This window comes from Streptomyces nanshensis (genome assembly GCF_001751255.1).
Lineage (GTDB): Bacteria > Actinomycetota > Actinomycetes > Streptomycetales > Streptomycetaceae > Streptomyces > Streptomyces nanshensis_A.
Map to the genome: position 1 here is coordinate 14,617 of NZ_LJGW01000327.1, position 14,425 is coordinate 29,041.

The 14,425-nt window shown below is 72.3% G+C and carries 9 protein-coding genes and 1 pseudogene; 7 read left to right on the top strand and 3 right to left on the bottom strand.

The features are described 5' to 3' along the window. Nucleotides 1-212 precede the first annotated feature (212 nt). Both glnA and AN218_RS19360 read left to right on the top strand, forming a co-directional pair. The gene (gene glnA, locus AN218_RS19355) at nucleotides 213-1,574 is read left to right on the top strand and encodes a type I glutamate--ammonia ligase (protein WP_070018153.1); all 1,362 of its coding nucleotides are present in this window, start codon (nucleotides 213-215) and stop codon (nucleotides 1,572-1,574) included. A 139-nt stretch (nucleotides 1,575-1,713) separates the two neighbouring features. Next, on the top strand, nucleotides 1,714-4,719 hold the full coding sequence (locus AN218_RS19360) for a bifunctional [glutamine synthetase] adenylyltransferase/[glutamine synthetase]-adenylyl-L-tyrosine phosphorylase (protein ID WP_070018154.1): 3,006 nt from the start codon (nucleotides 1,714-1,716) through the stop codon (nucleotides 4,717-4,719). 21 nt (nucleotides 4,720-4,740) lie between these two features. Here the strand turns inward: AN218_RS19360 and AN218_RS19365 are convergent, their stop codons facing one another. Together AN218_RS19365 and AN218_RS19370 are read right to left on the bottom strand one after the other, a co-directional pair. Continuing rightward, complete coding sequence (locus tag AN218_RS19365) at nucleotides 4,741-5,622, bottom strand: phosphatase PAP2 family protein (protein WP_070018155.1); 882 nt, start codon at nucleotides 5,620-5,622, stop codon at nucleotides 4,741-4,743. A gap of 36 nt (nucleotides 5,623-5,658) precedes the next feature. Next, a complete protein-coding gene (locus AN218_RS19370; protein WP_070018156.1) occupies nucleotides 5,659-6,744 on the bottom strand; it encodes a LacI family DNA-binding transcriptional regulator in 1,086 nt (361 codons plus the stop codon). A 174-nt stretch (nucleotides 6,745-6,918) separates the two neighbouring features. Between AN218_RS19370 and AN218_RS19375 the strand changes: the two genes are divergently transcribed. From AN218_RS19375 to AN218_RS19395, 5 genes are all read left to right on the top strand, one after another. After that, nucleotides 6,919-8,193 carry an extracellular solute-binding protein gene (locus AN218_RS19375; protein ID WP_171908721.1) on the top strand — a complete coding sequence of 425 codons (1,275 nt, stop codon included), beginning with the start codon at nucleotides 6,919-6,921 and terminating at the stop codon, nucleotides 8,191-8,193. 32 nt (nucleotides 8,194-8,225) lie between these two features. Beyond that, nucleotides 8,226-9,293, top strand: coding sequence for a carbohydrate ABC transporter permease (locus AN218_RS19380; RefSeq protein WP_079132347.1), 1,068 nt, complete (start codon nucleotides 8,226-8,228; stop codon nucleotides 9,291-9,293). An 83-nt stretch (nucleotides 9,294-9,376) separates the two neighbouring features. Next, nucleotides 9,377-10,213: a sugar ABC transporter permease gene (locus AN218_RS19385; RefSeq protein ID WP_070018162.1), complete on the top strand. Its 837-nt coding sequence runs from the start codon at nucleotides 9,377-9,379 to the stop codon at nucleotides 10,211-10,213. A 41-nt stretch (nucleotides 10,214-10,254) separates the two neighbouring features. Next, nucleotides 10,255-11,943: a glycoside hydrolase family 13 protein gene (locus AN218_RS19390; RefSeq protein WP_070018157.1), complete on the top strand. Its 1,689-nt coding sequence runs from the start codon at nucleotides 10,255-10,257 to the stop codon at nucleotides 11,941-11,943. Further along, complete coding sequence (locus tag AN218_RS19395) at nucleotides 11,940-13,007, top strand: LacI family DNA-binding transcriptional regulator (RefSeq protein WP_070018158.1); 1,068 nt, start codon at nucleotides 11,940-11,942, stop codon at nucleotides 13,005-13,007. Before AN218_RS19390 ends, AN218_RS19395 begins: the two co-directional genes overlap by 4 nt. 230 nt (nucleotides 13,008-13,237) lie before the next feature. Here the strand turns inward: AN218_RS19395 and AN218_RS36815 are convergent. Then, nucleotides 13,238-14,425 (bottom strand): annotated as a pseudogene (locus AN218_RS36815) (hypothetical protein); the annotation flags it as partial.

Consider the following 14,425-nt stretch of genomic DNA (forward strand, 5'->3'; position numbering starts at 1 on the left):
CCCGCCGTACGGCCCCGCCGCCGACGCCTTTCCCGGCTGGCCGCGACGTCCCCCACACGTGGTCTACTGGGAGCGGCGTGAGGAGGCCGCGCGGGCAGGCAACGCCGGGGAAACCTCGAGGTGCGATGCTCGTCCGGTCGCCTCCGGGCCCCTGGCGGCCCGGGGGACCACCGGGTGCGAGGAGCCACCCCGACCAGCGAGGATGGGTGACTATGGATAAGCAGCAGGAATTCGTGCTCCGGACGCTGGAGGAGCGCGACATCCGGTTCGTACGGCTGTGGTTCACGGACGTCCTCGGCTTCCTCAAGTCCGTCGCCGTCGCGCCCGCCGAACTGGAGCAGGCCTTCGACGAGGGCATGGGCTTCGACGGGTCCGCGATCGAGGGCTTCGCCCGCGTCTACGAGTCCGACATGATCGCCAAGCCGGACCCGAGCACCTTCCAGATACTGCCGTGGCGCGCGGAGGCCCCGGGCACCGCCCGGATGTTCTGCGACATCCTCATGCCGGACGGCTCGCCCTCGTACGCCGATCCGCGCTACGTCCTCAAGCGCAGCCTCGCCAAGGCATCCGACCTGGGCTTCACCTTCTACACCCACCCCGAGATCGAGTTCTTCCTGCTCAAGGACCGCCCCGTGGACGGCACCCGGCCGGTGCCCGCGGACTCCTCCGGCTACTTCGACCACACACCGCAGCACGTCGGCATGGACTTCCGCCGGCAGGCCATCACGATGCTGGAGTCGATGGGCATCTCGGTGGAGTTCTCCCACCACGAGGGCGCCCCCGGCCAGCAGGAGATCGATCTGCGCTACGCGGACGCGCTGTCCACCGCCGACAACATCATGACGTTCAGGCTGGTGATGAAGCAGGTGGCGCTGGAGCAGGGCGTGCAGGCCACGTTCATGCCCAAGCCCTTCTCGGAGCACCCCGGTTCCGGGATGCACACCCACCTCTCGCTGTTCGAGGGCGACCGGAACGCCTTCTACGAGTCCGGTTCCGAATACCAGCTCTCGAAGGTCGGGCGCTCCTTCATCGCCGGGCTGCTGACGCACGCGGGCGAGATCTCCGCCGTCACCAACCAGTGGGTCAACTCCTACAAGCGCATCTGGGGCGGCGCCAACCGCACCGCGGGCGAGGGCGGCGAGTCCCCGTCGTACATCTGCTGGGGCCACAACAACCGCAGCGCGCTCATCCGCGTCCCGATGTACAAGCCGGGGAAGATGGGCTCCACCCGCATCGAGGTGCGCTCGCTGGACTCCGGCGCCAACCCCTATCTCGCCTACGCCACGCTGCTCGCCGCCGGTCTGAAGGGCATCGAGGAGGGCTACGAACTCCCGCCCGGCGCCGACGACGACGTCTGGGCCCTCTCCGACGCCGAGCGCCGCGCGATGGGCATCGAGCCGCTGCCGCAGAACCTGGGCGAGGCCATCGCGCTGATGGAGCGCAGCGAACTGGTCGCCGAGACACTGGGCGAGCACGTCTACGACTTCTTCCTGCGCAACAAGAAGCAGGAGTGGGAGGAGTACCGCAGCGAGGTCACCGCGTTCGAGCTGCGCAAGTCCTTGCCGGTGCTGTGAGCCGCCGCGCCCGCCCCGGGCGCATCCGCGGCACGGGCCGCCGCCGCGTCCGCGGCGGAAGCTGGCGGAGCCGCATCCCGGCCCGGGGACGGGGCAGGCGGACACGGACCGGGAGAGCACGACGACGGAGGACGGTCAGGTGCAGGGCGGGCGCCGGGACACCCGGTACGGACGACTGATCAGGCGCGGCTTCACCGAGCCCGCCGCCGCCGAGACGCTGCTGGCCACGCCCGGCCTGGAGGAGGTGCGGGCCGACACCGGGCTGCTCGACGCGTTCGCCGGCACCGCCGACCCGGACCTGGCGCTGCGCGGACTCGTACGGCTCGTCGAGGCGCAGGAGGACCCGCAGCGGCTGGTGGACACGCTGCTCGCGAGCAAGCCGCTGCGCGACCGGCTGTTCGGTGTGCTCGGCGTCTCCGAGGCGCTCGGCGACCATCTCGCCGGCCACCCCGACGACTGGCAGTCCCTGGTGACGTTCGAGGCGGCCGATCTGCACCCGGGCGTCCTGGAGTTCGAGACCGCCGTCTGCCCCGCGCACGACCCGGACGATCTGCGGCACCGCTACCGGCGCAGCCTGCTGTCCGTCGTGGCGCGCGACGTGTGCGGGACGAGCGATCTCGCCCGTACGGCCGCGGAGTTGGCGGATCTGGCCACCGCGACGCTGCGTTCGGCCCTTGCCATCGCCCGCGCCGAGGCTCCGGAGGACGCCGCCGCCTGCCGGCTCGCCGTCATCGGCATGGGCAAGTGCGGCGGCCGCGAACTGAACTACGTCTCGGACGTCGACGTCATCTTCGTGGCCGAACCCGCCGACGGCGCCGAGGAGTCGGCGGCGCTCCAGGCCGCGACCCGCATCGCCGCCCGCATGATGCGCGTGTGCTCCGACACCACCGCCGAGGGCACCATCTGGCCGGTCGACGCCAACCTCCGTCCCGAGGGCCGCAACGGTCCGCTCGTACGGACGCTCTACTCCCACCTCGCCTACCTCAACCGTTGGGCGAAGACCTGGGAGTTCCAGGCACTGCTGAAGGCCCGTCACGTCGCGGGCGACACGGCGCTGGGCGAGGCGTACACGGAGGCGGTGGCGCCGCTGGTGTGGCAGGCCGCCGAGCGGGAGAACTTCGTACCGGACGTGCAGCAGATGCGCCGCCGGGTCGTCGCGGCGATCCCCACCGCCCAGGTCGAACGGGAGCTGAAGCTCGGCCCCGGCGGGCTGCGGGACGTCGAATTCGCCGTGCAGCTCCTACAGTTGGTGCACGGACGCACCGACCCCGCACTGCGCAGCCCCACCACCCTCGACGCGCTGCACGACCTCGCCGTCGGCGGCTACGTGGGACGGCAGGACGCCGCGGCGCTGGAGTCCGCGTACGTCTTCCTGCGCACCATGGAGCACCACATCCAGCTCCACCGGATGCGGCGTACGCATCTGATGCCCGAGGACGAGGCGGACCAGCGCCGCCTGGGCCGTTCGCTGGGCTACCGCAGCGAGCCCGTGACCGAGCTGCACAAGGCGTGGCGGCGGCACGCGGCGGCCGTACGCCGTCTGCACGAGAAGCTGTTCTACCGGCCGTTGCTCGACGCCGTCGCCCAACTCGACGTCGGCGAGGCGCGGTTGTCGCCGAGCGCCGCACAGCAGCGGCTGGAGGCGCTGGGCTACGCCGACCCGGCGGGCGCGCTGCGCCATCTGGAGGCGCTGGCCAGCGGCGTGAGCCGGAAGTCCGCGATCCAGCGGACGCTGCTGCCGGTGCTGCTGGGCTGGTTCGCCGACTCCGCCGACCCCGACGCCGGGCTGCTCGGCTTCCGCAAGGTCTCCGACGCGCTCGGCAACACCCCTTGGTATCTGCGGCTGTTGAGGGACGAGGGCGCCGCCGCGGAGAACCTCGCACGGGTGCTGTCCGCCGGGCGCTTCGCCCCCGATCTGCTGCTGCGCGCCCCCGAGGCGGTCGCGCTGCTCGGCGACGAGCACGGTCTGCTGCCGCGTTCCCGCGCGGCGCTGACGCAGGAGGTGCTGGCCGCCGTCGGCCGCGCCGAGGACGCCGAGTCGGGCGTCGCCGCCGCGCGGGGCGTGCGCCGCCGGGAGCTGTTCCGTACGGCGGCGGGCGACCTGATCGGCGCGTACGGGACGGAGGAACTGCCCGCGGAGGAACCCGCGGAGGCCGTCGACCGTATCGGCACCGCGCTCACCGACATCAACTCCGCGACCGTCGCGGGGGCGTTGCGCGCCGCCGTACGCGGACAGTGGGGCGACGAACTGCCCGCGCGCTTCGCCGTGATCGGCATGGGCCGCTTCGGCGGGCAGGAGCTGAGCTACGGCTCCGACGCCGACGTCCTCTTCGTCTACGAGGCCCGCGAGGGTGTGGGCGAACAGGAGGCGGCCAAGGCCGCGTCGGCCGTCGCGACCGAACTGCGCCGGCTGCTCCAGCTCCCCAGCACCGACCCGCCGCTCGTCGTCGACACCGATCTGCGCCCCGAGGGCAAGTCGGGCCCGCTGGTGCGCTCCCTCGACTCCTACGCCTCGTACTACCGCCGCTGGTCCGCCGCATGGGAGAGCCAGGCGCTGCTGCGTGCCGCGCCCGTCGCGGGCGACGCTGACCTGGGCCGCCGCTTCTGCGAACTCATCGACCCGCTGCGGTATCCCGCCGACGGGCTGAGCGAGGAGTCGCTGCGCGAGATCCGCCGGCTCAAGGCCCGCATGGAGGCCGAACGCATGCCGCGCGGCGCGGACTCCACCACGCACGCCAAGATGGGCCGCGGCGGGCTCGCGGACGTCGAGTGGACGGTGCAGCTCATCCAGCTCCGGCACGCCGCGTCCGTACCGGGCCTGCGTACGACGCGTACCCGCGAGGCGCTGGCCGCCGCCCGCGCGGCGGACCTCATCGACGAGGAGGACGCCGGCGTCCTGGACGAGGCGTGGCTGCTGGCGACGCGGGTGCGCAACGCGGTGACGCTGGTACGCGGCCGGCCCGGCGACACATTCCCGTCCGAGGCACGGGAGTTGGGCGCCGTCGGACGCTATCTGGGATACGAGGCGGCGGGGCCGGGACCGCGGGCCGGCGACGCGGGCGGCAGCGGCGAGATGCTCGACGACTACCGCCGGGTGACGCGCAGGGCCCGCGCGGTGGCCGAACGGCTCTTCTACGAGGGCTGACCGCCGTCCGCGTCCGGTGGGCTACGCGCGCGCGGGCGCCGCCGCGGCCAGTCTCGGCAGCCGGTAGGCGATCCGCCCGTACCAGCCCCAGGAGAGCGCGAAGCCGAAGGCCAGACAGATCACGCCGCCCACCGCGTCCAGCCAGAAGTGGTTGGCGGTGCACACGATGACGGTCAGCGTCACCAGCGGATAGAGCACGCCCAGCACCCGTACCCACAGCGGCTTGGCGAGCGCGGCGATCGTCACGCCGCACCACACGGCCCAGCCGATGTGCATCGAGGGCATCGCCGCGTACTGGTTGGACATGTCGGCGAGGTTGCCCGACGCCATCGAGCCCCAAGTCTGGTGCACCTGGACGGTGTCGATGAATCCGTCGCCGCGCATCAGCCGGGGCGGCGCCAGCGGGAAGAGGTAGTAGCCCAGCAGCGCGGTGCCGGTGGTGGCGAAGACGACGAGCCGCGTCGCCGCGTACCGCCCGGGGTGCGCGAGATAGAGCCAGACCAGGACGACGACGGTGACCACGAAGTGCAGCGTCGCGTAGTAGTAGTTCATCGTGAGGATGAGCCAGGTGACGCTGTCGGCCGCGTGGTTGACGGCGTCCTCGACGGCGATGCCGAGGAACTGCTCCGCCCGCCACACCCAGTCCGCGTTGTCGAGGGCCTGGACGCGCTGCTCGGGCACGGCGTTGCGGATCGCGGAATACACCGCGTAGAAGACTCCGACGAGGACGATCTCGAACCAGACGCTGGGCCGCCGCGCGGCGCGGGGGCGCTTCGCGGGCGTGACGGCTCTGTCATTCTCCCCGGCGGCTTCGGCCCTGCCGGGCTCGCGATTCCCGGTCTCCGGCCGCGTCACGGCGGCCGTCCCGTCTGTCCGTTCGGTCCCTGTCGTCGATGCCCCCATGAGGGGACAGTCTGCCAGAAGGGGACACCCCGCCGATCATCCTGCGGTCGGGTATCCGTCCCGTTCCGTCCTCCTTGCGACCGAGGGGACGGACGCTGTCGAGCCCCGTACGACGAGCTCCGGAAGGAAGACGAACTCGCTGTGCGGAGCGGGCGTGCCGCCGATCTCCTCCAGCAGCGCGCGGACCGCCGCCTGCCCCATCGCGAACACCGGCTGACGGATCGTCGTGAGCGGCGGATCGGTGAAGGGGATGAGCGGCGAGTCGTCGAAGCCGATCACCGAGACGTCGTGCGGGACTTCCAGGCCGCGCTGGCGTACCGCGCGGATCGCGCCGAGCGCCATCATGTCGCTCGCGCACACCACCGCAGTGCAGCCGCGGTCCAACAGGGCGCCGGCGGCGGCCTGTCCGCCCTCCAGCGTGAACAGCGAGTGCTGTACGAGGGTCTCCCACGGGTGCGCCGCGTCGGTGCCGTGCGCCGGGCCCGCCGACGGGCCGACCTGCTCCCGCATCGCGCGCAGGAACCCCTCGATCTTCCGCTGCACGGGCACGAAGCGCTCGGGGCCCAGCGCCAGCCCGATGCGCTCGTGGCCGAGCGCGGCGAGATGTGTGACGGCCAGTCGCATCGCGGCGCGGTCGTCGGGCGAGACGAACGGTGCGCGGATCTTCTCCGAGTAGCCGTTGACGAGGACGAAGGGCACGCCCTGGCCGCGCAGGCGTTCATAGCGCTGGGTGTCCGCGGTGGTGTCGGCGTGCAGCCCGGAGACGAAGACGATCCCGGCGACGCCGCGGTCGACGAGCATCTCCGTCAGCTCGTCCTCGGTCGAGCCGCCGGGCGTCTGCGTCGCCAGCACCGGCGTGTAGCCCTGCCGCGTCAGGCCCTGCGCGATGACCTGCGCGAAGGCGGGGAAGATCGGGTTCTCCAGCTCGGGGGTGATCAGTCCGACGAGGCCCGCGCTGCGGTGCCGCAGCTTCACGGGCCGCTCGTACCCGAGCACGTCGAGGGCGGCGAGTACGGACTCGCGGGTGGCCGCCGCGACGCCCTGCTTGCCGTTGAGGACACGGCTCACCGTCGCTTCGCTGACCCCCGCCTGTGCTGCGATGTCAGCTAGCCGTGCGGTCACAGGGCTGGACCCTACCGGGCGCGGCCACGGCTGCACACCGCGCAGGGGAAGCGGAGGCCGAAAGCCACTTGCTGCAAGTTGCCGCAAGGTCTTGCGAAAACCGCGCCGCCGCCGCTACGTTCCTCGGCAGTCCGGCGCCACCCAGGCCCGGCGGCCGACAGGGGAGGAACGGACATGCGGCGTGGCAGAGCGCTGACCGCGGCGACAGCGGTGCTGGCACTGGCGGCGACGGCGACGGCGTGCGGTGGCGACGACGGCGGCCAGAGCGCGGGCAAGGGCAAGATCGGCGGGACCGTCACCTACTGGGACACCTCGAACGACGCCGAGAAGGGCGCGTACAAGAAGATCGCCGAGGGCTTCGAGAAGAAGCATCCGAACGTCGATGTGAAGTACGTGCACGTCAACTTCGGTGACGCGAACCAGAAGTTCAAGAACGCCGCCGGCGGCAACTCCGGCGCCCCCGACGTGATGCGCACCGAGGTCGCCTGGGTCGCCGACTTCGCCAACCTCGGCTACCTCGCACCGCTGGACGGCACCCCCGCGCTCGACGACGTCTCCGACTACCTCAAGACCGCCGCGGGCAGCACCCGCTTCAAGGGCCGTACGTACGCCGTGCCGCAGGTCACCGACACCCTCGGCCTCTTCTACAACAAGAAGATGCTCAAGAAGGCGGGCGTGGAGGTGCCGAAGTCCTTCGACGAGCTGAAGAAGTCCGCGAAGAAGATCAAGAGCAAGACCGGCGGGACGGCCCTGTATCTGCGCGGCGACGACCCGTACTGGTTCCTGCCCTACCTCTACGGCGAGGGCGGCGACCTCGTGGACCCCGCCGAGAAGAAGGTCACCGTCGACGACGAGCCGGGCGCCAAGGCGTTCGCCAGGATGAAGGACCTCGTCGACTCCGGCGCCGCCGTCACCGACAGCAGCGACGGCCAGGAGAACGGACTCAAGGCCTTCCAGGACGGCGACGTCGCGATGATCGTCGACGGTCCGTGGGACATCGCGGGTGCGCAGCAGGGCAAGCAGTTCAAGGACGACAAGGACAACCTCGGCGTCGCGCCCGTCCCCGCGGGCAGCAAGCGCGCCGCCTCGCCGCAGGGCGGCTGGAACCTCTCGGTGTACGCCGGCAGCAAGAACCTGCGTACGGCACAGGAGTTCGCGAAGTACATGAGCTCCGCCGAGGTGCAGCAGCGCACCACCGAGGAGTTGAGCCTGCTGCCCACGCGCGAGTCCGTCTACGACAAGCCCTCGGTGCGCGACAACACGATGGTCGAGTTCTTCAAGCCCGCCGTCGACAAGGCCGTGCAGCGGCCGTGGATCGCCGAGGGCAACTCCCTCTTCGAGCCCGTACGGGGGCAGATGGACGCCGTGCTCAGCGGCGGACGCAGCCCGCACGAGGCCGCCGACAAGGTCGGCGCGGACTTCCGCAAGCTGCTCAAGGACTACAAGTAGGCCCGCGGGGCTCAAGAGGAGGCCGAGGGGCCATGGCTGCAGGGACGGACAGCCGGCCGGTCCCCGCGACGGCGGGCGGCGTGCGCGACGCCGCCCGCGGGAGCGGGCACCGGACCGGGCGGAGGAAGCGGGACGGCGGCGGTGGCGCCGGCGGGGAGCGCGGCACGTTCGCTGCGAGTCCGCTCGCCGCGCTGTGGCGGCGCCACTGGTACGCGTGGGCCATGGTCGCCCCGGTCGTGCTCGTGATCGGGGTCATCGTCGGCTACCCGCTGGTGCGCGGCGTCTATCTGTCGCTCACCGACGCCGACGAGGCGAACGTCGAACGCACCATCGGCGTCAACCACTTGCCCGCCACGTACCACTTCACGGGCCTGGACAACTACGCGGCGATCCTCGGCGACGGCGTCTTCTGGGAACGGCTCGGCTGGACCGTCGTATGGACGACGGGCTGCGTCGGCGTCACCTTCGTTCTCGGTCTGACGCTGGCCGTGATGCTCAACAGGCAGGTGCGCGGCCGGTCTTTCTACCGCATCGGGATGATCGTGCCGTGGGGCATCCCGGCCTTCGTGTCCGTCTTCGCCTGGAAGATGCTCTTCAACGAGAAGAACGGCCTGCTCAACAAGGTGCTCGACGGCGGCGGCATCGACGCCGTGCCGTGGCTGGGCGACCCGGTGTGGGCGAAGGTGGCGGTCATCGCCGTGAACGTGTGGCTCGGCGTCCCCTTCATGATCGTCGCGATGCTCGGCGCGCTGCAGGGCATCCCCGGCGAGCTGTACGAGGCGGCCGAGATGGACGGCGCCGGGCCGTGGCAGCGCTTCCGCAACATCACACTGCCGGGCGTGCGGACGGTCAGCAGCACCGTCGTCCTGCTCAGCACCATCTGGACGTTCAACATGTTCCCGGTGATCTATCTGCTCACCAGGGGCGGACCGGAGGACTCCACGGAGATCCTCGTGACGTACGCCTTCCGGCTGTCCTTCATCAACAGCCCGCGGGACTTCGCCACTTCGGCCGCCTGGGGCGTGCTGATCCTGGTGCTGCTCTCGCTCTTCACGGTCGTCTACAGGCGTGCGCTGCGCCGCCAGGGAGAGGTGTGGTGACGGTGGCCGCGACGCGGACGGCAGCGGAGGGCACGGGGGTGGACCGTACGGCGGCGGGTCGTACGGCGGACCGCGGCGCTCGCGTGCCGCGGGGGCGCGGACAGCGCGGGCCTCTCGCGGCCCTGGGGCTGCACACGGGACTGCTGGCGGCGACCGCCGTGGCGCTCTTCCCGCCCCTGTGGCTGCTGGTGACGTCCTTCAAGCCGAAGAGCGAGTCGTTCTCCACCGCGCTGGTGCGCGACGTCACGCTGGCCAACTACACGCATGTGATCGCCGATACGTACTTCCTGACGTGGCTGGGCAATTCGCTGCTCGTCGTCCTCGGTACGACCGTGATCGGCGTCTTCATCGCGGCGACCACCGGCTATGCGCTGAGCCGCTTCCGCTTCCCCGGGATGCGGCCGCTGGTGTGGGTGCTGCTGATCACGCAGATGTTCCCGATGGCCGTGCTGATCGTGCCGCTGTACAACACCATGGCGAGCCTCGGGCTGCTCAACCAGCCGGCCGGGCTGGTCATCACGTATCTGACGGTGGCCGTGCCGTTCTGCGCGTGGATGATGAAGGGCTTCTTCGACACCGTCCCCGTCGACATCGACGAGTCGGGACGCGTCGACGGGCTCAGCCCCTTCGGCACCTTCTGGCGGCTCGTGCTGCCCCTGGCGCGGCCGGGGCTGGCCGTCACCGGCTTCTACACGTTCGTGACGGCGTGGGCCGAAGTCGCCTACGCCACCGCCTTCATGACGGGCGAGGAGAACCTGACCCTCGCCGGCGGCCTGCAGACCTTCGTCAACCGCTACGGCGCCGACTGGGGTTCGATGACGGCCGCCGCCGTGGTCGTCGCCGTGCCCGCCGCGGTCGTCTTCGGCTTCGCACAGCGCCACCTCGTCGCCGGGCTCACCGCGGGAGCGACCAAGTCCTGACCGCCGCGGCCCACTTGACCCCTCTACCTCTCAGGGATGACATGACGCAGCAGCCCGGACACGCAGGCACTCCGGCCACCGCCGACGCCCTACCGCCGCGGGCCGGCCGCACGGGATGGTGGCGCGACGCCGTCATCTACCAGGTCTATCCGCGCTCCTTCGCCGACGCCGACGGCGACGGCATGGGCGACCTCGCGGGCGTACGGTCGCGGCTGCCGTATCTCGCGCGGCTCGGCGTGGACGCGGTGTGGCTCAGCCCCTTCTACGCCTCACCGCAGGCCGACGCGGGCTACGACGTCACCGACTACCGCGCCGTCGACCCCCGGCTCGGGTCGCTGCCCGACGCCGCCGCCCTCATCGGCGAGGCGCACCGGCTGGGCCTGCGCGTCATCGTCGACATCGTGCCCAACCACTCCTCGGACCGGCACCCTTGGTTCCAGCAGGCGCTCGACGAGGGTCCCGGCTCGCCGTGCCGGGCGCGCTACCACTTCCGTCCCGGCCGGGGCGAGGACGGCGAACTCCCGCCCAACGACTGGGAGTCGGTCTTCGGCGGCCCGGCCTGGACCCGGGTGAAGGAGAGCGACGGCAGCCCGGGGGAGTGGTATCTCCACCTCTTCGCACCCGAGCAGCCCGACTTCGACTGGCAACACCCCGCCGTACACGACGAGTTCCGCACCGTGCTGCGCTTCTGGCTCGACATGGGCGTCGACGGCTTCCGTATCGACGTCGCCCACGGCCTGGTCAAGGCGCCCGGCCTGCCCGACACGGGCGAGAGCGGCCAGCTCCGGCTGCTGGGCAACGCACGGCTGCCCTTCTTCGACCAGGACGGCGTGCACGAGATCTACCGCGACTGGCGCCGCGTCCTGGAGGAGTACCCGGGCGAGCGCATCGGCGTCGCCGAAGCCTGGACGCCGGACTCGGGCCGCACCGCCCGCTACGTACGCCCGGACGAGCTGCACCAGGCGTTCAACTTCCACTATCTGCAGACGGGTTGGGACGCCGGGGCGCTGCGCGCCGTCGTCGACGAGTCGCTGGAGGCGATGCGCCCGGTGGGCGCCCCCGCGACCTGGGTGCTCTCCAACCACGACGTCGTACGCCACCGCACCCGCCTCGGCGGCGGACTGGCCCGCGCCCGCGCCGCCGCGCTGCTGATGCTGGCGCTGCCCGGCTCCGCGTACGTCTACCAGGGCGAGGAGCTGGGGCTGCCCGAGGTCACCGATCTGCCCGACGCCGTACGCCAGGACCCGTCCTTCTTCCGCGACAACGGGCAGGACGGGCTCCGCGACGGCTGCCGCGTGCCGCTGCCCTGGGAACAGCGCGGCCCCTCCTTCGGGTTCGGCGCCGCGGGGAGCTGGCTGCCGCAGCCCGGGGAGTGGGGCGAGCTGTCCGTCGCCGCGCAGTCGGACCGTCCCGACTCCACGCTGGAGCTGTACCGCACCGCGCTGCGGCTGCGCCGCGAGCACCCCGGGCTGGGGGCGGGCGACGCGGTCGAGTGGCTGCCCGCCCCTGACGGGGTGCTGGCCTTCCGCCGCGGCACCTTCGTCTGCACCGCCAACACCGGCGAGGAGACCGCCGAACTCCCCTACGTACCGGGTGAGTTGCTGCTCGCGAGCGGACCGTACGACGGCGGCACGTCCCTGCCGGCGGACACCACGGCGTGGTGGAGCACCGGACCGGACGGAGAGAAGCCGGGCCAGGACGCGGCGGGCGCCGCCGGGACCGGCGCATGACCGCTCCCCTCTCCGCGCTCCCCGCCACCCGCCTCGCCGACATCGCGGGCCAGGCGAAGGTCAGCGAGGCGACCGTCAGCCGGGTCCTCAACGGCAAGGCGGGCGTGGCCGATTCGACCCGGCAGCGGGTGCTGGCCGCGCTCGACCTGCTGGGCTACGAGCGTCCCGTACGGCTGCGGCCGCGCAGCGCCGGACTCGTCGGCCTCGTCATCCCCGAGCTGACCAACCCGATCTTCCCGGCCTTCGCCCAGGTCATCGAGCAGTCCCTCACGGGCTACGGCTACACCCCCGTCCTGGGCACGCAGATGCCCGGCGGCGCCACCGAGGACGAACTCGTCGACCAGCTCGTCGGACGCGGCGTCACCGGCATCATCTTCCTCTCCGGACTGCACGCCGATCTGACCGCCGACCCCGGACGCTATGCCCGGCTGGCGGCGCGCGGCGTGCCGTACGTCCTCGTCAACGGCTTCAACGAGCGCGTCTCCGCGCCCTTCGTCTCACCGGACGACCACGCGGCGGCCCGCATCGCCGTACGGCATCTGCGCGCCCTGGGACACCGGCGGATCGGGCTGGCCGTCGGCCCCGACCGCTTCGTGCCGGTGCGCCGCAAGGCGCAGGGTTTCGCCGAGGAGTTGGAGGCGGAGGGGCCGGTGCCGGCGTCGGGGTGCGTACGGCACACCCTGTTCACGGTCGAGGGCGGCCACGCGGCGGCGGGCGCCCTGCTGGAGGAGGGCTGCACGGGCCTCGTGTGCGGCAGCGATCTGATGGCGCTGGGCGCCGTACGGGCCGCGCGGCAGCGGGGACTCGACGTGCCGCGCGACGTGTCGGTCGTCGGCTACGACGACTCGGAGCTGAACGCCTTCACGGACCCGCCGCTGACGACCGTACGGCAGCCGGTGCGCGCCATGGCGAACGCGGCGGTGCACACGCTGCTGGAGGAGATCCGCGAAAACCCGGTGCCGCACACGGAGTTCGTCTTCCAGCCCGAACTCGTCGTCCGCGGGTCCACGGGCCAGGCGCCCGGCGGCGGCCCGGCCGGGAGAGCCCCGGTGAGCGATCGCTGAACCGAACAGACCCCGGGCGGGGAGCGGTTGACCCTCCGGCGGGTGCGCCGCCCCATCGCACCCCTCGCTTCCGTCTCCGCCCGGCCCACTCCGGTCCGGCCGGCCGGCGGTCCGTCACACGGCGGTCCGCACGCGCCCGGCCGGTCGGGCCGGTCCTCTAGCTGTGCCGTGCGTCAACGTCCGTGCGGGCAGGGCGAGTTCATGCCGGGCGTGCGGCAGGGGGCGGCGGCTCAGCGCGGCGGGCTGATCCGCTCGCCGTCCGCGAGCCGCGCCGTCACCTTCGCCTTCACGCCCTTCTCCACCGGCAGCGCCACCCTGCGCCCCAGCGTCGTGCCTCCCGAACCGCCCGCGGCGCCGGAGACCCGGATGCTCGTGACGTCCCGGCTGCCGGCCGCCAGCAGATACCAGTTGCCCCCGCTGCTCTTCCACAGCGCACCGGTCACCACATGCGGCCGGTGCGGCCCGCACGCCGTCGTGTCGTTCGCGCGTCCGGTGAACACCGCCTGCGCGCCCTGCTCTTCGCCTTCGCCGCCGGAGCGCCGGAAGCCGGTGAAGACCCGGGAGCCCGTGCCGCGCCATGTCTCGCCGCGCGTGCACGTCCAGGTCGCCGAGTGCAGTCCGCCCGGCAGCACCTGCGTCGCGAACTTCCAGGTGTTGACGGTGCGTACACCGCCCCCGAGCATCGAGCGCAGCCCGCACGCCGTACGCGCCAGCCGCGCCCGGGTGCCCGGCCCGGTGGCGTCGCGCGTCTTCCCCTCCGGGTTGCCGCCGGTGAGCCGTACGGCCGTCAACTCGCCCAGGTCGGTGTAGAGACGGCGCTTCCCCTCGTCGTCCGTGAGCAGCAGGCCCGGCCAGCGGTGACAGGAGCGGGCGGTCGTGGACGGGCCCGTCAGCGAGGTGAGCACGCCGTCGTCCTCGCGCGTGAGCCGGCGTCCGTCGTCCTCACGCCGCAACAGGTCGACCTCGGCCGCCTTCCGCACCCAAGGGGCCGTCAGATAGCGGACGTTGGAGTCGCTGCGGGAGATCACCAGCGCACCGGACTCCGCCGTGGAGGCCCCGTCCGTACGGGCGATGTCCAGGACGGCGCCGCCGGAGTCCGCGCCCTCCGGCTCCGCGTACCGCGCCGCCCGCAGACCGTCGTACAGCAGCACCACCCGCGAGCCGTCCACCCGTCCCGCGTACAGCAGTTGGGGCGGCCCGGACGGCGGCCCCGCGGGAGTGCCCCGCGTCACCGAGACCCGCACCTTGCTGCCGGGCCGCGCCCAGACGGCGAGCGCGCGGCGCAGCAGCGCGTGGTCGCCGGTGAGGTCGCCGCGTGCGGGCCACGCGGAGAAGTCCGTACGGGAGGCGTCCTTCCACGCCCCGGCGGGCACCCGGGTCAACGCGCCCGGATCCAGGGCCCGTTCGGCCGCGAGGTT